Consider the following 25,844-nt stretch of genomic DNA (forward strand, 5'->3'; position numbering starts at 1 on the left):
GGATATGCCGCTCTCACTCCCCAGGAGGAGACAGTCCCACATTATCTTGGATCCCCGCCCGGCCGCCATCAGGGATACCCCTGATTTAACCCTGACAAGCCCTGAGTCGTCAGGCTACAGCTTGTAAGAATCGGGGGCGACCGGCCAGGTCACATCGGGTTTGGGCGTCTCTGAGACCGAGCGCGTGGGCCGCTTTCACCAGGGCCTCGCCTTGCGACTCGGCGTGTTCCATCACGATGGTGGCTCCCGGAGTCGCAACCGCGGCGGCGGCAGCCAAAAACGCCCGCGGCCACTCCAGGCCGTCACTCCCCCCTCCATAGAGCGCCAACTGCGGGTCCTGGGCCGCTTCAGGCTGGGTCACCGGGTCGACCACGTAGGGCGGGTTGGTGGCGATGACGTGGAACTTTGGCAGGATTTCGGCGCGCACAAGGGCGTTGCGCAGCGTTTGCGGGTCGGTCGCGTCAGCGTGCAGGACTCGCGCCGCTACCCCGGTAAACCGGGCGTTCTCCGCCGTCAGGTCCACCGCCGCTTCTGACACGTCCACGCAGGTCAAAACGGACTCGGGAACTTCGGAGGCGATAGACAACCCCAGCGCCCCCGAACCGCAGCCGAGGTCCAGCACTCGCGGAGCCACCCCTTGACGCACCCAATCCGCGGCCGCGTCGATGGCCCCTTGGGCGACCCACTCCGTCTCGGGACGCACCACGAATACTCCAGGACGGGCGTGCAGGGTTAGGCGGCGAAAGTACATGACCCCCATGACGTGCTGCAACGGGACGCGGGTGGCGCGCTGTCCGACCAGCTCAAAGAACCGCTGCCAAGTCGCCCCGTCCAAGCGCTCACCGTAGCCGGGCCGGTGGCCCAACACGTGCTCCAGCAGCAGGCGCGCCTCACCGGGGGCATTGTTGATTCCGGCCTCGCTCAACACGAACGCCGCGTCGTTGAGTGCCGAACGCGCTGCCGCCTGCTGGGGTATCTGCATGGGATTCCTTCCGCCGTCTGAGGCGACACGCATGCGGGCTAGTGCGTGGACTTGCCTACCGCCGCCAAGCGGGCGGCTTCGTCGGCGTCAATAGCGGACTGGATGACCGGGGCCAGGTCGCCGTTTAGCACCTGGTCTAGGTTGTAGGCCTTATAGCCGGTGCGATGGTCAGCGATACGGTTTTCCGGGAAGTTGTAGGTGCGAATTCGCTCGGAGCGGTCCACAGTGCGGACCTGGGAGGCGCGCGCCTCAGCCGCCTCAGCCTCGCGCTTTTCCGCCTCCAGCTGCATCAGGCGGGAACGCAACACCCGCATACCGGCCTCTTTGTTTTGCAGCTGGGACTTTTCGTTTTGCATCGACACCACGATTCCCGTGGGCAGGTGGGTGATGCGTACCGCCGAGTCGGTGGTGTTCACGGACTGACCCCCCGGCCCCGAGGAACGGTACACGTCAATGCGCAGGTCATTAGGGTCAATCTCGATGTCCCCGGTTTCCTCAGCCTCCGGCATGACCAGCACGCCTGCCGCCGAAGTGTGGATCCGCCCTTGCGACTCGGTGACCGGAACCCGCTGCACCCGGTGGACCCCACCCTCGTATTTGAGGTGCGCCCACACGCCTTCCTCCGGGGTGGGGTTGCCTTTCGCTTTGAACGCAATCGAGGCGTCCTTCACCCCGCCGAGGTCAGATTCGGTCAAGCCCAGGACCTGTACCGTCCAGCCCATCTTTTCGGCGTAATGCTGATACATTCGCATCAAATCACCGGCGAACAGGGCGGATTCCTCGCCGCCCTCGCCAGCTTTGATTTCCATGATGACATCGCGGGCATCGTCGGGGTCGCGCGGGGTCAGGGCCTCAATCAAATCGGCGTTGGCTTGCTCAAAAGCGGCCTCAAGCCCGGGGATTTCCGCCGCAAAGTCCGGGTCCTCACCAGCCATTTCACGCCCGGCTTCCAAGTCGTCACGCGCCTGCAGCCAGTTTTGCACCACGGTGTTGATGCGGCTCAGTTCCGCATAGCGGCGGCCAACCTTGCGGGCATGAGCCTGGTTGGAGTGCAAATCCGGGTCGCTCATCTGTGCCTCGACCTGGTGGAACTCTTCCAGCAGGGCTTCTACGCCCCCAAATTCTTCAGGGAAGTCACTCATTTCTGACCTTTCATATCGCTTGCGGCTAAGAGTTGTTCACCGGCAAACCCCGGCAAATAAAAGGCACCGGTCGGCAACATGTACCGACCGGTGCCAAAGTTTCGCTATTCCGCGGCGGCGGGAGCCTTAGCTTCCTCGGCCTTAGCGGCCTGCTTAGCGGCCTTTTCGGCGTCTTTCTTAGCCTTGTCGGCAGCTTTCTTTTTAGCGTCTTGGAACTTGGCGTAGCGAGCCTCGAAGCGAGCCACACGACCGCCGGTGTCAAGAATCTTTTGCTTGCCGGTGTAGAACGGGTGGCAAGCCGAGCACACATCCACGCGCATCTGACCAGAAGTCAGGGTGGAGCGAGTCGTAAAGTGATTTCCGCAGGTGCAGGTGACCTCGGTTAAAACATATTCGGGGTGGATTCCCTGTTTCATGATTACTCCTTGGGTTCAAGGGCCCCGGGTCCCGCGGCGAAGGCTTTGGGTGAACCGGAAAGACCAAGGGTCTATTATGCCACAATCCACAAAGTCGCACCAACTGGCGATACCACGACCGCGCGGCTACACCCGCCGGTCTGGGGACTTCTCGATTCAATGCGGTAATCAGTTATCATAAACAATGGCATAAAGGGGAAATCATGACACAAGATTCTACAAATCCACAGCTGGAAATTCGTGGTATCGTCAAGCAAAAACGGCGCTGGCCCATCGTGGTTGGCGTCAGCGCGGGGATTCTCGCCCTCGCCCTGACCGGCAGCGGCTGGGCTTACGCCACGCACTATTCCAAGTTAGCCCTGCCGCACACTACGGTCGGCAAACTTGACGTCGGAGGCATGACCCCTGATGAACTGAAACGCCATTTGACGGACAACTGCCAAAATCTGAACGCTGCCTTCAGCGGCGGTATTCCCCACACCTCCCTGAGCTTGGGGCAGATGGGCTTGGACTGCGACGTCCCCGGCACCGCCGCCGCCGTAATGAAAGCGAACCAGAACCTCGGCGAAATCTTGGCCTCCACCGTCAGAGAACGCCAAGTCACCCCCCTGTTTACTCTCGATGAAGCCGCCGCCACTCAGGCAGCCCGGGCTTTGACTGCGCAGCGACCCAACACCGTCGTGGACCCACATCTGGGATTCAACAGCGAACAAGGCTCTTTCGAAGTGCAGCCGGGCAGCGCCGGGCAGGGAGTCGACCCGAAAGTCGTCATCGCTGCTGCTCAGAAGACTTGGGAAACCCAGACGAAACAATCTATAAAGGTGAAACTGACCGAAGTTACCCCAATCGCCCCGGATCCGCAGCTGGAAACCTGGGCGCAGCGTGCCAACTCGCTCATTGCCCCGAAAGTAAACCTGATTGGTCGCAGAGTCGGACACATCATCACCCCCGCGGACAAAGCCCAGTGGGTAGAGGTCACCGAGAACGGACCGGTCGTCAGCGAAAAGAAAGTACTGGACTGGCTCAAGACGTTCACCGACGAAAAAATTGACGTCAATAACGGTCCGGGCGAACGCACCATGACGAAAGACGGCTACCTTTTGACCATGACGAAAATGGCTCTGGACTCAAAGAAAGTCTCGAACAACGACACTATCGCCGCCGAAATCACCGCGGCACTGAACGCCGGGCAAAACTACCGCGGGGTTTTTGAGATGAAAGTCCAGGAAGGCAAGTTCCACGACACCGTTGTGGATCAAACCCTTCCCCGCCCGCCCTACAACGCCAAACCTGGAGAAAAGTTCATCAGTATCGACCTGACCAACCACACCGTGGCGGCTTGGGAAGGTGACAAAGTCGTGTGGGGACCGGTCGAGGCGGTCCACGGCTCGCTGCCCTCCCCGACCCACCCGGGAATTTTTCATGTCCAAACCAAACTGGTGAACGCCCACATGAAAAACGATGAAGCCTGGGACGGCCCTTATGACACCTGGAGTCCCTGGACCATGTACTACCAGGGCGGCTACGCCGTACATGGCACCTATACCCGCTGGAATTGGGTGCAAACGAACTATGGCGGGTCACACGGCTGCGTGAACTTGAAGCCCGCGAAAGCCAAGGAACTGTTCGACTGGGCCCGGGTGGGCACCCCGGTGGTCATCCATCGAGCTGGGGTTATCTAGGTTTTTCGAAAGGTTCAATGGATGCGCTTTTCGTATCGTCCGACGCATTTGACGCCGCAGCATCGGCGTGGGTCGCTCGCGTCCAGCCCCGGATGGCTCGCGCTCGGAGCCACGCTGCTGGTGGCAGTTGGAGGCGGTTGGCTAGCTTTTAGCTACACGCCGTTTTGGAACCCCGAACAGTCCGCCCAGATTAGCGCGGCAAGGGACTCGGCGTGCCAGCGCAGCGTCACTTTGCGCCTCGGGGACAACAGCTTTTTGGCCAAGCCTGACCAAGTTTGCTCGTGGCTGCATCCCGTGCCCCAGCCCACCAAACAGCTCAGCCCCCAACCACTGCCCTCACCACAGTTCAACGTCGACGCAATTACCCAGTGGGTCCACTCCTGCACCTCCCAAGTCGAGAAACCGGCCAAGAACGGCAGCCGGCAGGTGGACAGCGAGGGTCGCCTGGTGAGTCTGCTGAAAGACCCGGTCGACGGCGCGCTCGTGGAACACCCGAACAACCTGGTTTCCCAGATCAAAAAAGCCCTGGACAGCGGCAATGGCAACGTGGAAATCACCGCTAAACTGTCCCCCCGCAAAGGCGGTTTCGACGACACCGTCGTGGCGGCTCCGCCACTGCCCTACCAACCCCAGCCTGACGAAAAATGGGTTGACGTCAATCTGACCAATCACACCCTGGCTGCTTACGAGGGCGAAAAACTGGTTTTGGGTCCGGTTCCGGTCGTCCATGGGCACCGGCTCGCCCCCACAGCGCAGGGTGTGTTCAAAATCTATTCACGAGTCCCGTTCCAAGACATGACCGGGATTGGGTTCGATGGGCCGTATTCCGAGCCGGCGAACTATATCCAGTATTTTCACAAGGGTTTTGCCCTGCACCCTGCCCCGTGGCGCACCAGTTTCGTCTACACTCCCGATACCGGTTCACACGGTTGTGTCAATATGCGCCCCGACGACGCGAAGTGGCTGTGGGATTGGGCTGACACGAACACAACGGTGGTGTCCCACCCCTAGTGAGCTAGCGCTCTGTGCGCTAGGCCACGTAGCCGGCAGCCGATTCCGCCAGGTCCCCGCTCAGGCCCGCCCGCAATGCTCGCCGTGCGAAAACCACGACCCAGGTCACTAGGGCCGCATAGACCACCACGGCCACCGCAATCTTTACGGGAGTCAGCAGCGCCGACGGGGTCAAGAACGCTTCTTCCAAGCCCGAAATCCCCAACAGGATAATCAACCCGGCAGCCACTGGCCCGAACTGGCGGCCCGCCCGCGCCAAGGAAACCATGCGCGGGTCTTCCCCGGGCACGAATAACGCCCAAAACAGCCGCAGCGCCGCGGCGCAAGCCAAGACGATGCAGGACAGTTCCAGCAGGCCGTGAGGGGTAATCAGCCCAAAGAAAATCCCTAGGTCACCGTACTTGGCCATGATGGCTCCGGCCACCCCCACGTTGGCGAAGTTCATCAGCAGCTGGTAAACCGGATAGACCCCGGTAAAGAACATGGCCACCATCAGCACGGCGATTGTCGCGTTGTTCGTCCACACCTGGGCAGCAAAATCCGGAGCCGGATAGTTTGAATAATAGGCTTTGAAAGAGTCCTCGGCGTATTGGCGCATCTCTATCTCAGATTGCTGAGCCAGCAGAATCTCGGGGTGGGTGTAGACCCAAAAACCGGTGAAAACAGCCGTAATCAGCGATAGCGCCAGCAGCACCAGGAAGATCGGTCCGATTCGATACAACGCGAGGGGCAGAGTCACGGTAAAGAACCCGCCCACGGACTCCCGAAATGTCCGGCGCGTCCCCCCGATACGGCCTCGTGCAGTGGACACCAGATTCGTCAACTCCAGCACGACATCCGGGTCGGTCGGCACGGAAGTGATGGTCGCCAAGTCCGCACTGGCGCGATGATACAACCCCATGAGTTCGTCGATTTCCGCACCGCTCAGACGGCGTTTTCGGTTCAGTTGAGCCAGGCGCGTCCAGTCCTCAGTTCGCCCTGCGGTATACGCATCGATGTCCATGCTGCTAATTTATACTCAATGGAACAATTTAGCGGAACGAAAATCCGGCCCGACGTGGTCATCACCGGCGAAGCCATTGCCTTGCTGGTGCAGCCAGCCTCCCTGTTTTTGCGCATCGTTTCAGCTGCTATTGATGCGGCTGTGTCGATTTTGGGGATGGTTATCACTTACGAGGTGTTGTTCCTGATATTGACTTTGAGCGGCGAGGACGACGGTTTTCTGTATTTTTCCAACCAGGCACAAGTCACTGCGTTCGTCGCGGTGATTACGGCGGTGTGGCTGTTCTTTGTGCCGATGACGGTAGAGACTCTGACCCGCGGAAAGTCGCTGGGACGCTTCATTGTGGGAACACGCATAGTCCGCGACGACGGCGGTCCCATCACTCTGCGCCACGCTTTCGTACGCACCCTGATTGGTCTGGGCGAACTGTGGGCGACGGTAGGAGCCGGAGCCATCATCGCGGCGTGGACGAACCGCAGAGGCAAACGTATCGGGGATATTTTCGCTGGTACCTACGCGGTTTCCGAAGCGTCCGGGGTGACTCGCCGACCGCTGCTGTTGGCTCCGGAGCTGGCAGATTGGGCTGGCGGAGCCAATGTCGGTGAGCTGGACGGGGTCACCACCGTGGCGGCGCGCCGATTCCTGCAAAGCGCTGCCAAGATGGACCCGCTCCACCGCCAGCAGGCGGCCCATACGCTCGCCACCGCCCTTGTGAACAAGGTGTATCCGCCGCCTCCCCCCGAAACTGACCCGGAACGATTTATCGCGGCAGTCCTGGTGTTGCGCCGAGATGCCGAATACCACACGAATAACGCCGTTCAGGCGCGCTTGGAGAAAAAACTCTCCGCGGTGTCCGGTTCCCGATACGGGATTTAGTCGCGCCGAGCTGCGTCAGCTGGTGAGGTGGACGTAGATTTGGCTGGACACAGATAGGTCTGGAATCGGTTCCAGGGCGTCAATCCCGTCGCCGTCCCCCAAATTGGTGGTGACCACCTGGGTTACGTACAAGTCAGGAGCCTCTATCAACTGGGGAGTTTCGTCTTTAAGGGGCACAACCACGGTCGTCGTCGCGTTGACGACGTGGGTGGCTCCGTCAATCCGATATTCCCGATTTTCGGCGTTAAGGTTCGTCACCAGCAGTTGGCGCTGCGTCGCGGCGGGTCCCATCACCACTCCTCCGCCGGTAGAAAGGGCGGGCAGCCACGCCAGGTCTCGCACAAATTTGTCCGAGTCAGTGGGGGAAACTGAGCCTTGCCGATATATCACCGCCCCCGCCGCCACGGGCTGGGTGGCGTTGACGATGACCGCATAGTTGCCCGGCTGCAGACCGCCCAGCGTGAAATCCAGCACCGCGCCGGGATCCAGATCCAGGTCTTTGCCTCCCGGCAGCGGGAAACGCCCGTTTTCGTTGACGACTTCGATGGTGGCCCGCGCCGAATCCGTGCCGGGGTTCAACAGGCGCACCGCGCCGAGACTTCCGTCCATCGCCACACCGGGAATGACCTGGGTGGTATTGGGCAGGGCCGAGGTGTGTACCAGCGATACACCCCCTGCGGTCAGGCCCAGTAAACTGTGCGTCATCAGCGAGGAGGCCAGGCCGGCTCCGTTCGAGGTGACCCTTACCACCAGGCGCTGGGTCCCTCCCACCTGGGATTCCAAGGGGATGGCTTGCAGCTGGCGGGCCGGGACGGTGATTTTTTCCCCCCGGGGGAAATCGAGTTTCCCGGTGTCACCCCACACTTCTACCTTGGCATCAACCGAGTTAGACGAGGGGTTCATCAGCTGCAGGACACTCGATTCCCCAATCTCGGTCGACCCGCCGACCAACCAAGATTCCAGCTGCGCCGGCTGGCAGGACGCACTGGCCAGGCCGCGGTAGTCTCCTGAGGAAACCGATTGTTCAATATCCGCCCCGGCAAGGGCGACTTTACCGTCCCACGGCTGAGCGGTGAGAAAACCGCTGACCGGGGTGGAAAAACTGCCGTAAAGCATGGCCGATTTCGGGGTGAGGTCCAGGTCGTTATGGGGATTTTCCGGGGGCGGCGCTACTTCTTCGGTATCGTCTGTATCGGGGTTCGTGCCCCCGTCCGGGTGCGAAGTCGTTTGGTCCGGGGTCGTTTCTTCCGGAGTCGGGGCGGCGGACTGCGGAGCACGGCCCCGCGAACCCAAGGGTTGATACACTGCCTTTTCCGGGACCCGCGCGGTGCGAGCCAGAACGGTGGAGGTCATCGACCCCGCAATTTTTGGCGGCGCCAACGGATTTCCGGAGCCGTCAACTGCCGCTGGGTTCACCGTAGGCGGCACCTGGGGACAAGCCAAGGTAATCTGGCCGGGAGGCACCGGCACGGGCTCGCCGTAGTGAGGCTTCTGGGCAGCTGCCGGCCGAGTCAGACCAACGGCAACCACCAGAGCCGCCACGGCCACAACCAGCAGGGTGGCCAGGAACCAGCGCACCGCATCCCAACGGCTGACCGTAGTGTAACGAGAACCAGCCGACGGAACCTTCTCCGGCTCCGTATCCTGGTGCGAATCCGGGCGCGAACCCTGAGCGGTTTGCGGTTTCACAATCTCACCTCCGACACCCGACGCAGCGGTAGGGCTGCAGCCAGGGCAATCAGCAGAGACAGCAGCAGCACCGCACCCCACAACTGGTAAGGAAGATAGGCGTACGTGATGGACACGGTACCGGGATTGGGAGGCAGCTGGTAGAGCGCATTCCACTGACCAGTTTCCACCGGGTCGATGATTTTGCCGTTGAACCGCACCGTAAAGCTGCTATCAGCTCGTTCACTCAACGCCAGCAGGCGACCCGCCGGTCCGGCCTTGACTTGTGCCTTTCCGCCGCGCACATTGAGAGCCTGAGCCCTGACTTCGCCGGTCGGCCAGGAGGGATGTCCCCCTTTCCACTGGGCCGGGGCGACCCGAGCCACGCTGACCGCGGCGGTATCGGCCAAGCGCCACACCGTACCAGCCTCCGTGGTGGTAATCCGTTCCAGTGGCGCGGCGGAATCCAACGTGTTGACCAGGGCGGTGGTCGCGGCGTCCTTGCTGCGGGGCACGATGATGAAGTTCACATCCAACTGGGCGAGTTGTTCTCCCAGCTTCGGGGTGGAGCCTCCCAGCACCGCGGCCACCGTGGCCTGCAGCGCCGCGTCGGCCGCATCGGGGGTGCGCGAACCGGTCACGTTGCGGTAATTCTTCAGTTTCAGGTAGGGGGAAGCCTCAAAAGTCGTGTGCCGCCAGTCCCGCCATAGACCGGCCGTCACCAGGGTGGATTGGTTGGGGGCGCTGGCGACCTCCAGGTTCAGGGCCCGCAGGTGGCGCGGGGAGGACTGGCCTTGGACGACGGTGGCGGGGAGGCTCACATCCCGAAACGTTTCCAGCGCGTTGAAACCGGACGCGGCGGGGGCACCAACCTGGTTCACCAGCATCGGAGTGGCCCCCAAGACAGGAATCAGCACCGCCCCGGCCACCACGGCCTGAACAGTGCGATTGCTCCAGTTGGCCATCTCGGCCGGAATCGTCAACTGCAGACGCCCCACCGAGAACAGGGCGGAGGTAATCAGTCCCGCGTGAAACACCGCCAATCCCGGCCCGGCCCAGGCACACACAGCGTTGGCCCCCGAGACAGACACCGGTGTGGAACTGGCCAACCACGCCGTCGCCAAGCCTCCCAGCGCGAACAGCAGACTCCAGTGAGACCCGGTGGAATGGCTTGGAATGATTACCCCGGATACCACGGTGAGCAACAGCAGTCCCAAGGGCAGGAAAGCGAGAACCTGCCAGCCTGGCAGGGCAATGGGTAGGGACGTCGCCGCCACATCAAGCGGCCAAGCGGTGAGCAAATCCCACCAGTTCGGCTTCGAGACGGGCAACGGCACCGACAGGCTGGACAGCCACAGCGGCCATTGGGCAGGCGAACCAACCGTGCGCACCACCGTGGGCACGGCCAACAAAACGGCCGGTGCCAGCACAATCAGGGCGTGGACGGCTTTCAGCCGCAGCCGGACCGGAATATGGCTGAGTACCGGGTCTGGCGCCTCGGTTTGCGACGTGGCAAAAAGGGGGTTAGTGACCCCCTTCAGCATTGCCATCAACACCAGGAATACCACCGGAATGACCATAACCACGGCCGCGCTCACCGCTAGGAAACCGGTGAGGGCGGCGATACCAACCTGGATAATCGCGGCGGAATGCACGCTGACCGTGACCGGTTCGATTTCTCCCATCACAATGCGGGACACCGGCATCCCGGCGCCCCGGGCTAGTGAACCGACAAAAAGGGGCACACTCACCGCTAAACCCCACACCGGCAGCTGCCCCAAACCCATACTGACCAGCAAGTTCGGGCTCAAAACCCAAGACAAGGCAGCCAGGGTACGCAGCGTGCGGGAATCGGTGAGAACCCCGGCAGCCCACCATGCGCTGAGCCAAGCCAGCGGCAGGGTCGCGAACAGCAAAACCGCCAGCACCACCGACCCTTTTATCCCTACGAAACCCGCGATTTGGCCCAGGCTCGCCACCTCCAGGCCCAGGGGGTCCACCGCCCCGACAGCCGAACCGTAGCCCAGACCGGCGGGAATCCACCCGGAAATCAGGTCAGTCCAAAAGTCTCGGTTGTTCACCGGCAGGTTCGCCAGCGCCCCGCCGGACACCCCCCCGATGGCAAAACGCCAGCCCAACAGCCCTACCAGGGTCAGGGCGGCAGCGACGATCCACACGAGGGTGCGATCCACAGACTTTTCGGTATAAAAATTGCGCCGCGCTGTCGCGTCCGGGATTTGGGGACGGCGCTGATCTTTAGCGACGCGCCGAGCCGTGGTTTTGGCTTGGCGGATTTGGGAAGATTTCACCTGGAGGGGCCGCAAAGTACGGGGACTCGACTTGCTTTGCCGCACCCGCCGCAGCCGGGATTTCCACGCAGCAAAAGGCCGGAACACGGTCACCAGGGTCGATTTCAGTTCTCCCGCCGCGAGCTTGGGCTCTTTCGTGACGATACGCCAGAAAAACCGCAGCAGGCCGAGTACCAAAACAATCAGCGGGAGGAAGATAAACTGCCACCAGGGTGCCGCCACCATCCAGTTGTGCAGCTGGGCGATACGCCGGGCGGTAAAGGAACGCTTCGCGTCGGACTCTAGCTTGCCGTTGGCTTCCAAGTCACGCCCGGTCGGGTCGAAGCTACGGGCGGAACGAGTGGGACGACCCCCGTCGGGACCGCGCAGCCCAAAGTAGCCCGCCATCTTGTGATAAACCACGGCACGCGGCGCCACCACGACCCGATACCCCGCCAGGTGTACTCGCCGGGAAAACTCCAGACCATCACCGAAAGGACCCAGGTGCGGGTCAAAACCGTCCAGACGGCAGAACGTCTCCCAGTCCACCAGCATTCCCGCCGTGCCCACGCCCAGCACGTCCTCGCGACCATCGTATTGTCCCTGGTCAACCTCACCGGCGTCCATCTCTTGCAAGCGCCGCCCGGACTGAGTGGCGCGAATGCCGACCTCTACGATTTGATTGGCTTTGTCCCACAATCGCTGTTTCGCACCGACGACTTTGATGGAGGCGCCGGATTCCAGGACTTGCATCTGTTCTGCCAGGCAGGAGGGCGCCGGGGCGGAGTCGTCGTGCAAAATCCACAGGGCGTGGGGTTGGCCCGGGGTCGACGTGGGGAAATCGGGCTGAGATTTGGCTTGGCGCAGCGCTTCGCCCAAGTTGGGGGCTCCTGGAGTTTTCAGGACTTTCGTGCCGGAGCGGTGAGCCACTCCGGAGCTGGAAACATCGATGACGAACACATCGCGTGGCGCCAGAGTTTGCCGGGATACCGCCAAAAGGGTCGCCGCCAGGTAAGGTGTCTCCCCGGAGGTTACGATGAGGGCGGTAACTGCAGTGCGCACAGGGTTAAGGATATTACGTCCCTAATGGGGTTAGGACGCGCGACGCTTCAAACGACGGCGTTCCCGCTCGGACAAGCCACCCCAAATTCCAAAGCGTTCGTCGTTTTCCAGCGCGTATTGCAGACACTCAGCCTTGACCTCGCAGCGGGCGCAGACATTTTTCGCTTCGCGGGTCGAACCGCCCTTTTCCGGGAAAAAGGCCTCCGGGTCAGTTTGGGCGCACAGAGCCTGAGCCTGCCAGGCGAGGGGCCCGTTGAGAATTTCGTCCATCTCTGGGCTTGCATCAGCGAAGTCGAGTTCGCCTTCACCAAACAGATTCCACAAGGACCCTTCACCTCATTCGCTCTGACAACTTTTGTAAAACTTGGTGCCGCGTCTCAGAGGCGCCAAGAACTGTTACCTATAAGTTACACGCGTGTGATTCATTAGTTCAAGTGGTTTCAGGAACCAAGTTTGGCTCAAGTATGCGAAAATCCACCAATTGCACAGCTCGAACGCAAATGTGAGATATATCACATAGGCTCGACACGCCCGTGGAACGTTTGCCACAAAAGCGGGTTTGGGACTAATTGCTAACTCACCTCAAGGGATGTCGGCCTGGAGGACGACCCCGGTCCCTGAGGCATAAACCGGAACCTTATCCGCCCGCACAAACACGACTTCTCCCGAATGTAACACCAAACCAGCAGTCGCTCCATCACGCAAGGTCGGAGTGCCTTCAAGGCAAAGAATCAGCCGTCCGCCGTGACCGGGCAGCGCCAGTTCCCGCCCGTCCAGGCGGGTCACGGAAAACTCGAAATCGTCCACCGGGGCATAGAACACCTGGGTCGATTCCGTAACCCACTCCGGGGCAATACGCACCGGCGGGGCGGCGACATAATCCAGGCAGTTCAACAGCTCCTGGCAATCCACGTGTTTTTCAGTCAGCCCTGCCCGCAACACATTATCCGAGCTGGCCATGACTTCCACCCCCAGCCCGGACAGATAAGCGTGAATCCCGCCGGGAGGCGTAAACAGCACTTCCCCCGGCCGCAACGTCACCGGGTTCAACATCGCCGCCACTACTGCCCCGGCATCACCCGGATAGGAACGCGCCAAACCCATCACGGTACGGTCCACGCGCACGGACGGCGAGATCCCTGCCTGCAGGCGGTCCGTCATCGCCGCCACCGTGGCCTCGACCTGCGCCGCTTGTGGGGTCGTATGCGGAGACAAAAGCCGGTCCACTACCGTGCGGATGCCCTCAGGAGACGTATTGACTCGCAGCATGGACACGATTTGCATCGCCAACTCGGTGTCCAAGTCAGCGAAGATTTCGATGATGCGCCGGGGCGCCCGGAACCCCGCCAGCGCCTCGAACTTTGTAATCGCGTAGATGAGTTCGGGTTTATAGTTGGGATCCTTGTACAGCCGCTGCGGAGAATCCAGCGGGATCCCCGCCAGTTCCTCGGCTTTGTAGCGGGCTTCGGCACGCTCCTTGTCCGGGTGGACCTGCAGGGACAGCGGGCGTTTCGGGGCGATGAACTTCATCAGATAGGGCAGGCGCGGCCCAAAGCGCTCCACCACCGAAGCCCCCAGCGTGCCCACGGGGTCGGCCGCAACCCAGTCTTCCAAAGTCAAGGGGTCCTCCTCGGGCTGCCCCGACTCATCGAGCAGGACCGAGGGCGAAAGGGTGTGGGCACCGAACCACACTTCTGCCAACGTCTGACCGAGCGTACCGATGCCAAAGCGCTCCTGAATAGCCGTATCCGAGCCCCAGGCGTAGCGTTTCTCAATCCCTCCGATGCGTTCCACGGTGTTTCCCCTTTCACTGGTTTGGGATTAATTTTAGGGAGGTTTTCGCCGTTCATAAGTCATTTCGGGAGGCTTTTGGTTGGTAGGCTTGGTTTCATGCGTGGAATTATTTTGGCCGGCGGGTCCGGCACTCGTTTGCATCCCATCACTTTGGGCACCTCAAAACAGTTGGTGCCAGTCTATGACAAGCCGATGGTGTACTACCCCTTGACGACCTTGATTCTGGCCGGGATTCGAGACATCCTGGTCATCACCACCCCGCACGATGCCCCGTCTTTTCACCGTCTGCTCGGCGACGGCTCCCAGTTCGGGATTCACCTGGAATATCGGGTGCAAGAGGTGCCCAACGGCCTAGCCCAGGCGTTCGTGTTGGGAGCGGACTTCATCGGTTCGGAAGAAGCCGCCCTGGTGCTGGGCGACAACATTTTCTATGGTCCGGGCATGGGCGACCAGCTGCAGCGTTTCAAGGGGATTGATGGTGGAGCGGTGTTCGCCTACCACGTGCATAACCCCAAGGCTTACGGCGTGGTGGAGTTCGACGAGAACTTCCGCGCGATCTCTATTGAAGAAAAACCCGCGCAGCCCAAGTCAAACTATGCGGTGCCAGGTCTGTATTTCTACGACAACGACGTGGTAGAGATAGCCCGGGATCTGAAACCCAGCGCCCGCGGAGAATACGAGATTACGGACGTCAACCGGGCGTACCTTGAAGCCGGGAAACTGCAAGTAGAGGTCCTGCCGCGGGGCACGGCCTGGCTGGACACCGGCACTTTTGACTCCCTGGCCGACGCGACCGCTTTCGTGCGGACTGTGGAAAAACGCCAAGACCTGAAAGTGGGCTGCCCCGAAGAAGCCGCATGGCGCCGCGGATTTTTGAGTGACACGGAGCTGGCCAAACGCGCCGAGCCGCTGCGGAAATCCGGCTACGGAGACTACCTGCTGGGGCTGCTGGAGGCATAGCACCCCCGCGATGTAAGAATTCGGGGATGAAATCGGGGTTGCTGGTCTATATGACCAGCAACCCCGATTTAAGCTACAGCGGCTCTGTCTAGTGGCCCTGTTTGGCGTATTTTGCCTCAGTTGCTTCCTTTGCCGGACGCCACCAATCCTCGTGGGCGGTGTACCACTCGATAGTGTCGCGCAAACCATCCTCGAAGGAAGTAAACCGCGGGGTCCAGCCGGTTTCCTCGCACAGCTTCGTGTTGTCAATCGCGTAGCGTCGGTCATGGCCGGGACGGTCCTTGACGTGGTCGAAGTCGTCCTCGGGGAATCCCATCATCCGGTTCAGAGTTTGCACGACTTCCAGGTTGTTCTTTTCACCATCGGCGCCAATCAGGTAGGTTTCACCCAAGCGGCCTTTCTCAATAATGGCCCACACCGCAGTGTTGTGGTCATGCACATGAATCCAGTCGCGCACGTTCAAGCCATCGCCGTACAGGCGCGGACGAACCCCGTCAATCCTGTTTGTAATCATGCGGGGAATGAACTTTTCCACGTGCTGATATGGTCCGTAATTATTGCTGCAGTTCGAAATCGTGGCCTCCACCCCGAACGAACGCACCCAGGCACGCACCAGCATGTCAGACCCCGCTTTTGAAGCCGAGTAGGGAGAAGAGGGCCAGTAGGGAGTTTCGGGGGTGAACTTGTGGGGGTCGTCTAGCGCCAGGTCGCCATAGACTTCGTCAGTCGAGATGTGGTGCAAGCGCACGTGGTGACGCCGGCAGGCCTCGAGGACGTGGAAGGTGCCCACCAGGTTGGAATAGATAAACGGCGAAGGATCCACCAGCGAGTTGTCATTGTGGGACTCGGCCGCAAAATGAACCACCAGGTCAGCGTCCTTCACAAGGGAGTCCACCAGGTCGCGGTCGGCCAGGTCACCGACCACCAAGTTCACCCGATCCAGCCCCGCAATCGAGTCCGGGTTACCGGCATAACCCAGCTTATCCAGCACCGTTACGGTGGCATCCGGATAATCCTCGACGGTGGTGTGGACAAAGTTAGCGCCAATAAAACCGGCTCCGCCGGTGACTAAAACATGCATAGGGTTCCTCCTTTTTTATTCCTTCCAGCGCGTGTTGGAAGGAGCAGGTTTTTATTCTGTTCCATTTTTGTCAGTCTCATCTGTGTTTTCAGTGTGTGGTTTTGCTTCGGGATTGTTGTGTTCCAGGGTAGCCAGAGCCTGAGCCCTCGCTAAATCACGAACTTGTTTCTGGGTTGCTACCAGTTGCATGGACAGCTGCAGCACCGCAATAAGCAACACAAAAATCGCCACGGCAAAAAGGAAATTTGAAGTCAGTTCAAAACCCAAACTTCTGGCCATCCAGTCGGCGACTGCAGGAAATATCGCAAACACCAACAGGGCCAGCAGCATAGCAATCCAGATGGAGGCATATTTGACAGTAAGTTTATGCTCACGCAACAGCCAAAATAAGTAACCTCCCAGCACCAATACCACTGCGAAAGGAACCAAGCGATACAGTAACGTAACCCATTCCATGTTCTATTCCGCCCCCTGATTCGGTGTGTCAATCTTTCGCCGAGTGAGTGCTACCAGCACCGTGGCCATAGCGCGAAATAACTGTTGAGCCGACTTCCAGGCGCTGTGGCTGGGTAAACCAGCAACTCGCTCGTGCATTTCGACCCCTACCTGAGTAACTTTCAGACCAGCTTTTCGCATGATGACCAGCGCTTCAATCGTGTCGCCTAAGTACTCCACCGGCATATGGTTTGCCAAAATCCAATTAGCCCGAGCATTGGTAAGTTTGAATCCAGAAGTGGGGTCGGTCAGGCGGGCGCGCGTAACGGCTGAAAGCAATCCCGCCAGCATTTTAGAGGCCCATTTTCGCGGTCCATGCATTTGATAGTCGCCAACCCCAGCGAAACGAGCCCCAATAACTACATCAGCTGCGCTAGATTTTGCTGCCTCCAGCATTTCCCTAACAAATTTAGGATCGTGTTGACCATCCGCATCAATCTGGCATGCATAGTCATATCCCTGTTTCACTGCATATTCATATCCCACTCGCAGGGCCCCTCCCACCCCTAGGTTTACCGGCAAAGTCGCGACTTGGCACTCCACGCCCGCGTTTAATGCGGCTGCAGTAGTGTTGTCGCTAGAACCGTCATTGACCACCAGGATGTCTGCTTCAGGGAGTTCCCTGCTGATGCCTGAAAGAGTGAGGGGAAGCGCTTTCTCTTCGTTCCAAGCCGGGATGATAACCAGCAATTTAGCCACGTTTCTCCTGTTCAATAGAGCTGGCGCAAATGCCATCACTATCAGGTGTAGCATCGCGCCGAGAAGGATGGCTATATACCCAGTGTCCCATAATCGGGTAGTTCCACAGGGTGGTAATCGCAGCAGCAACAATTTTTCCTACCAAGTACAAATCCACCCAGGTATCGAAACCCTGCACAACCAAAGCCGTAAACACCGTGTTTACGCCCAATAGAATTAGATAGCGAAGCAAGGATTTCCCAGTTGGGGCGTGTGAGCCATAAGTAAAGTATTTTTGGCCCAAGAAAGCAAAAATTGTGGAAACAATAAAGGCCAGTCCGGCAGACAACCACGCGACAACTCCACACACTGATTTCAGCAATGCAAGCAGACCAAAGTCTAGCGCAAAGGCTGTTCCCCCGGTCAGAAGGTAGCGGATGACTCGGCTAAAATCTACCCGACTCAAGCTACCACCCCCTAGGATATAGTCGTGGGTACAAATAGTTTACAAGACGGAAACTCCGATTGGGAAACTGCAAAAGGGACGCAACATTCGTCACCGGCTTCAGATGAGGCAGTAAGTTCATCACATCCCGTCCTGTCAAATGGTAAAACTGGGTCCGCGATTATAGAACAGGGCTCAAAGCTTTCTTGGTCTAGACTGGGGGCAGTATTTTGCCTGTTTTCCTTGATCGGCATTCTCTGGGCAACCTTTGTCCCCCTGGGCGGTTACAACGACGAGTGGACGCATGCCCGTTATGCGGCCGCAGTGGTACGCGGTGAGTTTCCCGTCACCAAGTGTGATGCCAAACCTTTTAAGTGCGGAGATGTTATCTGTGACGGACGCTGTTGGATTTCTGTACCAAAATCTATCGCCGAAATTCAAGGATTTCGAGCCCTGGCTGCCAACCCGCAACTGCCCGACTCTGTCATCGTGGAGACCCCTTCGGGAGAGTCGGGAAACACCCTGGTGCGTAATTCTGCTGCCAACTACCCTCCCCTGTACTATCTTTTGGTGGGTTGGCCCACTTTGTTCCTGAATGGCACGGCAGCTTGGTATGCCATGCGGATAGTTTCGGTACTGCTATGCGCTTTGTTTATGACCCTGATTTTTGCCGGATTGTCGTCGGTCATGCCCTGGAGTGCCACATTCTTGATGCTAATTTGGATAACGCCTGTTACCGTGACTTTTTTTGGTGCAATCAATCCGCAAGGTATTGAGATTTTGAGCACAGGGGCGTTGGCGGCACTAATATTTCCTATGGGTTTTTCAAAAAAACCTGGTTTCTCCGTCTTGTTGACAGCCTCAGTTGTGCTGGCTGTTTCCGTAAATATCCGCACCCCCACTGTCATCTGGAACTTCATAGTGGTCTTGATGTGGCTCCTGCTGCTGAACCTCGACACAATCAAATCCATTTTCTCCCTGAAACGCTGGTGGATTCCTTTCCTCATCGCAATTGGGGGAGTGACGTTTAGCATGGTTTGGACACTCTCAACTTCGCACTTGGTGAGCGTGTTGGGAACGCCTGATTCCAAAATGGGCTTTACCGGTCTACTCGAAACTATGGCTCAAAGCACGGTCATACATTACATTCCACAAATGATTGGAAACTGGGGATGGGGCGATAATTTTCTGCCCCCTTTAGTACACATTATTGTTTCTGTTCTTTTTGCAGCAGTGCTGATTTATTCAATAATTTTAGGCTCGTGGAGAACCCGATTGGCTCTGCTGCTGGGCTTATTTTCAATCCCTCTTACTTCGGTGATTATCCAATATCGAATGCTGAGCCAATCCGGCATGATGTGGGCCGGAAGATACAATCTACCGGTCTGGGTGGCCATAGGCGTGCTCTCGACGATGATTATCATGATGTTGTCACGCCGACGTCACCGACTTCTTGCCGCAGCAGGACTGATGGAATTCGGAGCCGTAATGAGTGCTTCCGCACTGACGGCGGCTTGGCGCTACGGAACTGGTACCGCAGAAAAGTTCAACTTCGCAGCCTTACCGGTACGCCACCAAACATTTTTCTTCTCGATGCTGATTTCCCTGTCCTTAGTATTGGCTTTCGGTATTGTGCAGATTCTGCCCCTCAGGCACCGTCAACATAGCCCCCAGTTGGATCACAGTATGCCTTCCCAAGACGACTAAGACATGCTTACGGCGCGTCCAGCGCACAATAGCTTTTTGAATGCCCGCTTGACTTTTGGTGGGTTGTTTCACAGGCCACTCTCTAAAGTTTCGCCGGCCTTGGCGTCTCAACGGAATTTGCGCGGAAATCTATGGCTCCTAGTTGTCCTTGGTTTTCCCAGACCCGGGTTGCAGAAAGCCTAGCGATAGAAGTTCTCAGCCTTGAGTCTTCCTTGCTAAACTGAGTGGGTCAAAAAATGTCAAGGGGAAAATGTTATGTCGAATGGTTGCCTGGTCACAGGCGGAGCGGGGTTCATCGGGTGTGCACTGTCTCAGCCGCTCGCTGAACGTTTTGACCGTGTGGTCGCCCTGGACAACCTCCAGCCTCAGGTTCATGCGCAGCAGGTTCGTCCGGTCGCGCTCGACCCCCGGGTTCAGTTAGTGGTCGGGGACGTGGCGGACGCTGCTGTGTGGGAAAACCTGCTGCAAGACTTCCAGCCCCAAGTCATCATTCACCTCGCGGCCGAAACCGGTACGGGGCAGTCTCTGCGCGAAGCAACCCGACATTCCCGTACTAACGTGCTGGGCACCACCCAGATGACCGATGCTTTGGCACGGCGCGAGACGATTCCAGAAAAAATCATTTTGACGTCTTCGCGGGCTGTGTACGGCGAAGGACGCTGGCAGGACCAAGAGGGAACCTTTTGTTATCCGGGAATGCGCACCCACCAGATGCTGGCCGCTCAACAGTGGGATTTTGCTGGGTTGGAACCTACCGCACAGAGTTCTCACGAGGTGAACCCAAACCCAGCCAACGTGTACGCCGCCACGAAACTCTGCCAGGAAAACCTTTTGACCTCATGGTGCGGCTCGATGGGCACCGAGTTCGTCAAGTTTCGGCTCCAAAACGTGTACGGAGTGGGACAGTCCTTGACCAACCCCTACACCGGGATTGTGTCCATGTTTACGCGCTGGGCCAAAGCCGGGAAAGCCCTGCCAGTCTACGAAGACGGAGCCATCATCCGCGATTTCGTCTATATTGAGGACACCGTGGCCGCGATTATGGCGGGCATCGATCGAGGCACGAATCAGTACGCCTACGATATCGGCACCGGTGTGGCCACCACTATCCTGGAACTCGCACAAGCCGCCGCAGCCTATTACGGGGCTCCCGAGCCGGTAATCACCGGGGAATTCAGGGAAGGCGACGTTCGTGCTGGATGGGCCGATATTTCCGCGGCTCGCCAGGAACTCGGATGGGAGCCGAAGATAAGTTTGCAGGAAGGCATTGCGAGACTATGCCACTGGATAGACGGAGGCGCTCTTGAGTAAATCAGACACCAGTCCCACTCCCCCAGCTGTGAGAAAATCTGAGTTCCGCCACACCATGGCTCTGGTTTGGGTGTTGGCAAAAAGGGAGATTTCCGCTGAATACAAAGGCACAGCGCTGGGAAGGCTGTGGTCCTTGATTAATCCCTTGGCGACCATCGCGGTGTATGCCGCGATTTTTGGGGTTATTTTCCGCGGCGGGGTCGAACCCGGGATTAACTCTCACGTGCAGTCCTTCGCCCTGTACATCGGGATCGGGGTACTGTGCTGGGGATATTTGTCGCGAGTCATTCTCAATGGCATGAATGCTTTTATGTCCAATGCCGGATTGTTGACGAAAGTGTATTTCCCCCGCTATGTTCTGATTCTGGCCTCGACGCTGGCGCAAACGTTCAATTTCTTGTTCGAGCTGCTGGCCTTGCTGATTGTGTGCGCCCTAGTGGGAGGGCCGCTCGTGTTCCTGTACGTGCCTTTCCTGGTACCGGTGTTAATCATCACCGCAGCCTTTGGCACCGGTTTAGCGCTCATGCTGGGGATTGCCACCGTCTATTTCCGTGATATTTCCCACCTGTGGGAAATCTTTACCCAAGTTTGGATGTACGCGTCCGGGGTTGTGTTCCCGCTTTCGATGCTGGTAGCCGCCCAGGATTCCCTGTATGAAAAAGGAATCAGTTTCAACGGCCAGCCGCTGCCCTTGGACATTATTTTTCGGATTAATCCTGCCGAGCTGCTTTTGGAAGCGTACCGGGCTGTTTTTTATGACTTCACCGTCCCGCCGCTGGAAGTTTGGCTAGGAAGTATTGCCTGGACCCTGGTGAACCTGCTGTTCGGTATCCTCATCTATCGAAAGTTCCAGGCTCGAATCGTGGAGGAAATCTGATGCCATCCACCGTCTCCCCTCATGACCCGGAAATCGCTATCAAGGTTGAGAACGTCTCGAAAACCTTTCGCGTTTATCACGACCGCAACCAGTCTTTGAAACGCCGACTGTTGTCAGGGCGCAAAAATCGTTTTGAGGAGTTTCAAGCCCTGCAAGATGTGTCCTTAGAGATTCCGGTGGGTTCCACCTTTGGCCTGCTCGGCAAGAACGGTTCGGGCAAATCCACCCTGCTGAAGTGCATCGCCAAGATTCTCGCCCCCAACCATGGCAGCATTACTTCTCACGGCCGCATGGCGGCCATGCTGGAGGTGGGTTCCGGTTTTCACCCCGAACTGACCGGGCGGGAAAACATCTATCTGAATGGCACGATTCTGGGGATGAGTCGAGCCGAGATAGACCGTAAATTTGACGAAATCGTGGACTTTTCCGGGGTAGAACGTTTCATCGACCAACCGGTTAAGAACTATTCCTCCGGCATGTACGTGCGCTTGGGATTTTCGGTAGCTATCCACGTGGAACCCGAAATTTTGTTGGTCGATGAAATCCTGGCCGTTGGGGACTTGGATTTCCAGGAAAAATGTCTCGACAAGTTCACCCAGTTTCATGACGAAGGACGCACCGTGGTGGTGGTATCTCACGCTCTAGATCAGATGCGGACCTTCTGCAATCAAGCGGCTTGGTTGAACAACGGCAAAATCGTGGCTGTCGGCAACGCTATGGATGTGGTGGATCGCTACGCCAACACCGCTCGTGGCGCGGAAAAAGTCGAAGGCGGCGGGGTTCGTTTTGGTTCGGGTGAAGCCCAAATCACGAAGCTGGAACTCTTGGGGGAATCCCCAACTAACTCTCAACAGGCCACGAGAGTCAGCCAAGGAACGCGCGTCCACACTAACGAAACGGTCACGATGCGTATCCATTTCGACGCCAAAGAAACGATTAAGCGTCCCGTTTTCGGGGCTTCTATTGACACCCGCGAAGGGGTCTGGGTCTGGGGTTACACTTCCTTGGATGATGGGTATGTACCGGAGTCTATTCCGAAGGGAACAGGCTATATTGACATTGTCGTCCCCCGTTTACCGCTACGTACCGGAGCATATTTTCTTTCGGCTTCAATCCAGAATTTCGAACTGACAAACATTATTGATGCCTGGCAAAAAGCGCTAGCGTTCAAAGTTACTCCCTGGGCGGGAATGGAGTCTGCGGGCATCGTGACGCTGGGTTCGCATTTTGCGAACTTGACCCCGAACCAACCGATGCTGGAGCTGCCTACGCGTGATACGGACTATTGGACCCGGATGACTGGTGAGGACAACTCTGAGGACTCAGGAGAGCCGGAGGTAAACGCCTAACCTACCGCTGGCTGATGCAGTCAAGTCAGTATTCACACGGTTATGAGGCGGAACGCGCCCCGAGGCGGATTTTCCGAATCAAACTCATAATCAGCCGGTGCACATGGTAGAGAACGAACCCGACCGCGGCAGACAGCAAACAGAGCACCAGGAAAGCCACGTACTTTCTCCCTTGTGAAAAATCTTGAATCGGAAAACGATTAAACGCCTCCGCAATAATCACGTGGTGAACCAGAAAGATGGCGTAGGAGTATTTTGAAATCCAGTTCACAACCTGGGTAACACCCCAAACTTCCAGGTACTTGCCGATGAACACCAGAACCGTGAAAGCTGCAATACCAACCAAGGTAACCGAAAGCCGGTCGGGAACCTCAGCGAAACAGAACGCTGCGAGAATCAAGATACCGACCGCGGGAATTAGTGCCCAGGGAGAGATTTTTTTCCAGTAGGTCGCAAAGTACATACCGAACAGCAGCTCGGGAATGCGGAACGGCAACAATACTGCAGTGGGGTATGGCAACGGGTGCAGCTGCCAGAAAATCATCGCGGCGGCGTATATCCCCAGACCTAGCACGGCAGTCGCCCACGGATGCTCTTGCACTCCCCACAGCATGAGGGGAAAGACTAGATAAAAGATTACGATGAACCCGAGGAACCATTCCCCCAAAAGGTACATGGTCGGCACCCCTAAGTTAGCCATGAGGCCGTCCATGGCTATAATTGTCAGCGGAAAAGACCGGTAAGGCAACGGGCCTAAACTTGCCCCGTACACCAGGAACCGCATAGTAAAGAAAACCGCGTAGGCAATCCAAAACATGGGGTAAATACCCAAAAACCGTTTCTTAAAGAACAGTTTCAAATCGAGGGGACGCCGATAAGTCACCGTCAGGGCAGTGCCAGAAATCATCAAGAACAGGGAAACACCCAGGTCGCCAACATAAATATGGAACGGGTGATTGGTAATAATCCATCCCGAGGCGGTGAAAAATGGATTATTGAAATGCGTCAACAAAATCAGCAAAACACTGAAAGCTCGGACGAAATCCAAATAGAACAGCCGCTTCTTTTTGGCGGGTTCACGGGAATTCGGAAAATTTGGACTGGTCGAGGAAACTTCTGAAAGTCCGCTGGTTTCGTTCATAGACCGCGCTTCCGATCCATGTGTTCCCGGTATTTCCGGCGAATATCGACATAGGTCTGGCGCGGCAGGATTTTTCGCAGCACCCGCACGTACAGCTTTCCCTTTCCGAAGACAGTGAAAGGCAATCTGTCGGCATGGTTCATCTGCTTGACGTAGTAGGCCAGATTTGTCAGTTCGATACGTGAGAACTCGTCGGAGAAACAGTGAGCGGAAAAGTAGCCGGCAGACTGCGCCACGTAGGCATAAGCCCGTTCTATTGCGTGCAAGATTGTGCCGTCGGTGTTGTTGGGTTCAGGCGGGAAATCCTCCCACTGCCAATCCCGATCATATAGCGGAGCCAACGCGGCGGGACGGAACCAGAACATAGTTCCCAGCGGGGCGATAGGTTCAATGTTTTTCGACAAGGGGACGTGGCATCCCAAATCATTGAGAAGTGTCGCGGTGTTGTTATAGTTCAAGCCCCAGCTGGTATAAATATAGGGCGCAAAATAGTCCGCATGGTTCGGAGGCGCCGGAAACATCATCCCCAAGCGCGGCTCTTGACGGAACTTATCGATTAGGTTGGCCACGTATTCTTTCGTGGCAAACATATTCTCAAAGCACTTCAATGCAAAACCGTCGCCAACCGAGCCCTGGTCCAGCTGAGTAACTTTTTTATCGTGAGCAAAACACACCAGGTCGTAATCATTAATGATGTCTTTGACCCCCACCAGCAACGCGGACACGTCACGACCGCGATTCTCAATGAGACGAATAATCACGTTGTAGGGAAGATCCTGGGTGGCTTCGCGAACTTTCGCAGCCTTTTCCTCACTGCCAACCGTGATGACGATGTCGCTACCGGCGGGCATAGTTGACACATACGCCAAGAGTTTGGGCAGAATATCCAGGTAATAAACATGCAAAACCATGGCGATTTTCAAATCGGGGGCGTTTTTAACGCTGGGCGGGTTCACCGCGCGGGTGGGGAACACGTAGGTGAGTTTCAGGTTATTAACCAGGTTCATGAGGTTCATGGTCCTCAGCGCGTTGTTCCAAATCAGGTTCACATCGTAGTCGGTGTGGTCACGCAGGTATTCATAGAGGTCACGAGTGTCCTGCCCGACTGACTGCACCAAAACGTCACGGTAATCGTGAAAGAACGAACGGCGCTTGAAAATCGGGCACCTCTTTTCCTTAATGATCGTCACCGGGGCAAACATGATGGGAGCGAAGTTATAGCCCTGTAAATCCTCTGTGTTGACATACACATCAGATTTAAAACCAAGTTGCTCAAAACGTTTTGTAAAGGGAATCTCGTGTTTGCCGACCGAATCGTTGTAGTCCCTGATAACCGGCAAATCGCGCCAATAGTCCTGGAATACTTGGGCGGTGATCAAAGAACGACGGTAGGCGTGGAAATGCGACTGGAGGTGACGCGGAATGTAGCCTTCCGGGGTCGTTCCAAAAGGATCCATCGGATATTCATGAAACCAGGTGATGCCCCAAAAATCGATGTCTCTCTGATTCATCTCGGTGAACATCTCAGCGAACGGATAGACCGGACCCATAATCGTGGCGTTGAACATGATGACTTCGTCGAATTGCGCCAAATGGTCCCACCCGGTTGTTTCCAGGGCGGTTTTATAGGCCCAAGCGTCGAGCCCCTCGTTCTCTCGTACAATCAGCCGATCTGACCAGGACTCGAATTTTTCCCGACCCGCCTGGTTCAGCGCTCCGTTAACCACAATGCACAGTTCATCAAGGTTTTTCCGCATGTCGAGGACCATCGTGTCAACGTAATCGTCAACCACCCCGTCCTTGTCATAAAAAAAGAAAATCCCGAACCGCTTGGGGTTTTCCGGCATGACAGTCATGTTTCACCTTCCATAATTTG

21 protein-coding genes and 1 pseudogene are annotated in these 25,844 nt (G+C 57.6%); 8 read left to right on the forward strand and 14 right to left on the reverse strand.

Annotated elements, in window-relative coordinates; all coding sequences use genetic code 11:
* Positions 1-109: 109 nt before the first annotated feature.
* The 3 genes and pseudogenes from RDL66_RS02325 to rpmE all read right to left on the reverse strand — a co-directional run.
* Positions 110-982 (reverse strand): peptide chain release factor N(5)-glutamine methyltransferase, encoded by an 873-nt coding sequence (locus RDL66_RS02325; RefSeq protein WP_308534920.1) that lies wholly within the window; start codon positions 980-982, stop codon positions 110-112.
* A 38-nt stretch (positions 983-1,020) separates the two neighbouring features.
* Positions 1,021-2,124, reverse strand: a complete 1,104-nt coding sequence (gene prfA / locus RDL66_RS02330; RefSeq protein WP_308534922.1) for a peptide chain release factor 1 — start codon at positions 2,122-2,124, stop codon at positions 1,021-1,023.
* 215 nt (positions 2,125-2,339) lie between these two features.
* Positions 2,340-2,540, reverse strand: a pseudogene (rpmE, locus tag RDL66_RS09020) (50S ribosomal protein L31); the annotation flags it as partial.
* Between the two features lie 203 nt (positions 2,541-2,743).
* Between rpmE and RDL66_RS02340 the strand changes: the two are divergent.
* Both RDL66_RS02340 and RDL66_RS02345 read left to right on the forward strand, forming a co-directional pair.
* Positions 2,744-4,222 carry a L,D-transpeptidase gene (locus tag RDL66_RS02340; RefSeq protein ID WP_308534925.1) on the forward strand — a complete coding sequence of 493 codons (1,479 nt, stop codon included), beginning with the start codon at positions 2,744-2,746 and terminating at the stop codon, positions 4,220-4,222.
* A 21-nt stretch (positions 4,223-4,243) separates the two neighbouring features.
* A complete protein-coding gene (locus RDL66_RS02345; protein ID WP_308534927.1) occupies positions 4,244-5,233 on the forward strand; it encodes a L,D-transpeptidase in 990 nt (329 codons plus the stop codon).
* Between the two features lie 19 nt (positions 5,234-5,252).
* On the opposite strand, the gene RDL66_RS02350 is transcribed toward RDL66_RS02345, so the two are convergent.
* Entirely contained in the window at positions 5,253-6,236 is a 984-nt protein-coding gene (locus RDL66_RS02350; protein ID WP_308534928.1) for a stage II sporulation protein M, read from the reverse strand.
* Positions 6,237-6,254: 18 nt separating this feature from the next.
* Here RDL66_RS02350 and RDL66_RS02355 point away from each other — a divergent pair, with 18 nt between their 5' ends.
* Positions 6,255-7,112 carry an RDD family protein gene (locus RDL66_RS02355; RefSeq protein WP_308534930.1) on the forward strand — a complete coding sequence of 286 codons (858 nt, stop codon included), beginning with the start codon at positions 6,255-6,257 and terminating at the stop codon, positions 7,110-7,112.
* Positions 7,113-7,127: 15 nt separating this feature from the next.
* Here the strand turns inward: RDL66_RS02355 and RDL66_RS02360 are convergent, their stop codons facing one another.
* The 4 genes from RDL66_RS02360 to manA all read right to left on the reverse strand — a co-directional run bounded on the left by RDL66_RS02360 (position 7,128) and on the right by manA (position 13,924).
* Positions 7,128-8,801, reverse strand: a complete 1,674-nt coding sequence (locus tag RDL66_RS02360) for a DUF5719 family protein (RefSeq protein ID WP_308534932.1) — start codon at positions 8,799-8,801, stop codon at positions 7,128-7,130.
* Entirely contained in the window at positions 8,798-12,130 is a 3,333-nt protein-coding gene (locus RDL66_RS02365) for a glycosyltransferase (protein WP_308534934.1), read from the reverse strand. The genes RDL66_RS02360 and RDL66_RS02365 overlap by 4 nt, the downstream gene beginning before the upstream one ends.
* Positions 12,131-12,160: 30 nt before the next feature.
* The gene (locus RDL66_RS02370) at positions 12,161-12,454 is read right to left on the reverse strand and encodes a WhiB family transcriptional regulator (RefSeq protein WP_299296206.1); all 294 of its coding nucleotides are present in this window, start codon (positions 12,452-12,454) and stop codon (positions 12,161-12,163) included.
* Positions 12,455-12,712: 258 nt separating this feature from the next.
* Complete coding sequence (manA, locus tag RDL66_RS02375) at positions 12,713-13,924, reverse strand: mannose-6-phosphate isomerase, class I (RefSeq protein WP_308534936.1); 1,212 nt, start codon at positions 13,922-13,924, stop codon at positions 12,713-12,715.
* Between the two features lie 96 nt (positions 13,925-14,020).
* Between manA and rfbA the strand changes: the two genes are divergently transcribed.
* Positions 14,021-14,884: a glucose-1-phosphate thymidylyltransferase RfbA gene (rfbA, locus tag RDL66_RS02380; protein ID WP_308534938.1), complete on the forward strand. Its 864-nt coding sequence runs from the start codon at positions 14,021-14,023 to the stop codon at positions 14,882-14,884.
* Between the two features lie 88 nt (positions 14,885-14,972).
* Here the strand turns inward: rfbA and rfbB are convergent, their stop codons facing one another.
* The 4 genes from rfbB to RDL66_RS02400 are packed head-to-tail and all read right to left on the reverse strand — an operon-like array spanning position 14,973 to position 17,604.
* Positions 14,973-15,965 (reverse strand): dTDP-glucose 4,6-dehydratase, encoded by a 993-nt coding sequence (gene rfbB / locus RDL66_RS02385; protein ID WP_308534940.1) that lies wholly within the window; start codon positions 15,963-15,965, stop codon positions 14,973-14,975.
* Positions 15,966-16,016: 51 nt separating this feature from the next.
* The gene (locus tag RDL66_RS02390) at positions 16,017-16,421 is read right to left on the reverse strand and encodes a DUF2304 domain-containing protein (protein ID WP_308534941.1); all 405 of its coding nucleotides are present in this window, start codon (positions 16,419-16,421) and stop codon (positions 16,017-16,019) included.
* Between the two features lie 3 nt (positions 16,422-16,424).
* Positions 16,425-17,195, reverse strand: coding sequence for a glycosyltransferase family 2 protein (locus RDL66_RS02395; protein ID WP_308534942.1), 771 nt, complete (start codon positions 17,193-17,195; stop codon positions 16,425-16,427).
* The gene (locus tag RDL66_RS02400) at positions 17,152-17,604 is read right to left on the reverse strand and encodes a GtrA family protein (protein ID WP_308534943.1); all 453 of its coding nucleotides are present in this window, start codon (positions 17,602-17,604) and stop codon (positions 17,152-17,154) included. Before RDL66_RS02400 ends, RDL66_RS02395 begins: the two co-directional genes overlap by 44 nt.
* A 24-nt stretch (positions 17,605-17,628) precedes the next feature.
* Between RDL66_RS02400 and RDL66_RS02405 the strand changes: the two genes are divergently transcribed.
* From RDL66_RS02405 to RDL66_RS02420, 4 genes are all read left to right on the forward strand, one after another.
* Positions 17,629-19,290 (forward strand): DUF2142 domain-containing protein, encoded by a 1,662-nt coding sequence (locus tag RDL66_RS02405; RefSeq protein WP_308534944.1) that lies wholly within the window; start codon positions 17,629-17,631, stop codon positions 19,288-19,290.
* A 255-nt stretch (positions 19,291-19,545) separates the two neighbouring features.
* Positions 19,546-20,601: a GDP-mannose 4,6-dehydratase gene (locus RDL66_RS02410; protein ID WP_308534945.1), complete on the forward strand. Its 1,056-nt coding sequence runs from the start codon at positions 19,546-19,548 to the stop codon at positions 20,599-20,601.
* A 55-nt stretch (positions 20,602-20,656) separates the two neighbouring features.
* The gene (locus tag RDL66_RS02415; RefSeq protein ID WP_299296310.1) at positions 20,657-21,478 is read left to right on the forward strand and encodes an ABC transporter permease; all 822 of its coding nucleotides are present in this window, start codon (positions 20,657-20,659) and stop codon (positions 21,476-21,478) included.
* The gene (locus RDL66_RS02420) at positions 21,478-22,827 is read left to right on the forward strand and encodes an ABC transporter ATP-binding protein (protein WP_308534946.1); all 1,350 of its coding nucleotides are present in this window, start codon (positions 21,478-21,480) and stop codon (positions 22,825-22,827) included. Before RDL66_RS02415 ends, RDL66_RS02420 begins: the two co-directional genes overlap by 1 nt.
* A 40-nt stretch (positions 22,828-22,867) precedes the next feature.
* On the opposite strand, the gene RDL66_RS02425 is transcribed toward RDL66_RS02420, so the two are convergent.
* Both RDL66_RS02425 and RDL66_RS02430 read right to left on the reverse strand, forming a co-directional pair.
* Complete coding sequence (locus RDL66_RS02425) at positions 22,868-23,968, reverse strand: acyltransferase (RefSeq protein ID WP_308534947.1); 1,101 nt, start codon at positions 23,966-23,968, stop codon at positions 22,868-22,870.
* Positions 23,965-25,824, reverse strand: coding sequence for a rhamnan synthesis F family protein (locus RDL66_RS02430; RefSeq protein WP_308534948.1), 1,860 nt, complete (start codon positions 25,822-25,824; stop codon positions 23,965-23,967). The genes RDL66_RS02425 and RDL66_RS02430 overlap by 4 nt, the downstream gene beginning before the upstream one ends.
* Between the last annotated feature and the right edge of the window lie 20 nt (positions 25,825-25,844).

The organism is uncultured Mobiluncus sp., from assembly GCF_902488535.1.
Lineage (GTDB): Bacteria > Actinomycetota > Actinomycetes > Actinomycetales > Actinomycetaceae > Mobiluncus.

Bases quoted from the DNA above. Each gene is read 5' to 3' on its own strand.
- RDL66_RS02325 (WP_308534920.1), bottom strand. From the start codon at position 982: ATGCAGATACCCCAGCAGGCGGCAGCGCGTTCGGCACTCAACGACGCG.
- prfA (WP_308534922.1), bottom strand. From the start codon at position 2,124: ATGAGTGACTTCCCTGAAGAATTTGGGGGCGTAGAAGCCCTGCTGGAA.
- RDL66_RS02340 (WP_308534925.1), top strand. From the start codon at position 2,744: ATGACACAAGATTCTACAAATCCACAGCTGGAAATTCGTGGTATCGTC.
- RDL66_RS02345 (WP_308534927.1), top strand. From the start codon at position 4,244: ATGCGCTTTTCGTATCGTCCGACGCATTTGACGCCGCAGCATCGGCGT.
- RDL66_RS02350 (WP_308534928.1), bottom strand. From the start codon at position 6,236: ATGGACATCGATGCGTATACCGCAGGGCGAACTGAGGACTGGACGCGC.
- RDL66_RS02355 (WP_308534930.1), top strand. From the start codon at position 6,255: ATGGAACAATTTAGCGGAACGAAAATCCGGCCCGACGTGGTCATCACC.
- rfbA (WP_308534938.1), top strand. From the start codon at position 14,021: ATGCGTGGAATTATTTTGGCCGGCGGGTCCGGCACTCGTTTGCATCCC.
- rfbB (WP_308534940.1), bottom strand. From the start codon at position 15,965: ATGCATGTTTTAGTCACCGGCGGAGCCGGTTTTATTGGCGCTAACTTT.
- RDL66_RS02390 (WP_308534941.1), bottom strand. From the start codon at position 16,421: ATGGAATGGGTTACGTTACTGTATCGCTTGGTTCCTTTCGCAGTGGTA.
- RDL66_RS02395 (WP_308534942.1), bottom strand. From the start codon at position 17,195: ATGGCATTTGCGCCAGCTCTATTGAACAGGAGAAACGTGGCTAAATTG.
- RDL66_RS02410 (WP_308534945.1), top strand. From the start codon at position 19,546: ATGTCGAATGGTTGCCTGGTCACAGGCGGAGCGGGGTTCATCGGGTGT.
- RDL66_RS02415 (WP_299296310.1), top strand. From the start codon at position 20,657: ATGGCTCTGGTTTGGGTGTTGGCAAAAAGGGAGATTTCCGCTGAATAC.
- RDL66_RS02420 (WP_308534946.1), top strand. From the start codon at position 21,478: ATGCCATCCACCGTCTCCCCTCATGACCCGGAAATCGCTATCAAGGTT.
- RDL66_RS02425 (WP_308534947.1), bottom strand. From the start codon at position 23,968: ATGAACGAAACCAGCGGACTTTCAGAAGTTTCCTCGACCAGTCCAAAT.
- RDL66_RS02430 (WP_308534948.1), bottom strand. From the start codon at position 25,824: ATGACTGTCATGCCGGAAAACCCCAAGCGGTTCGGGATTTTCTTTTTT.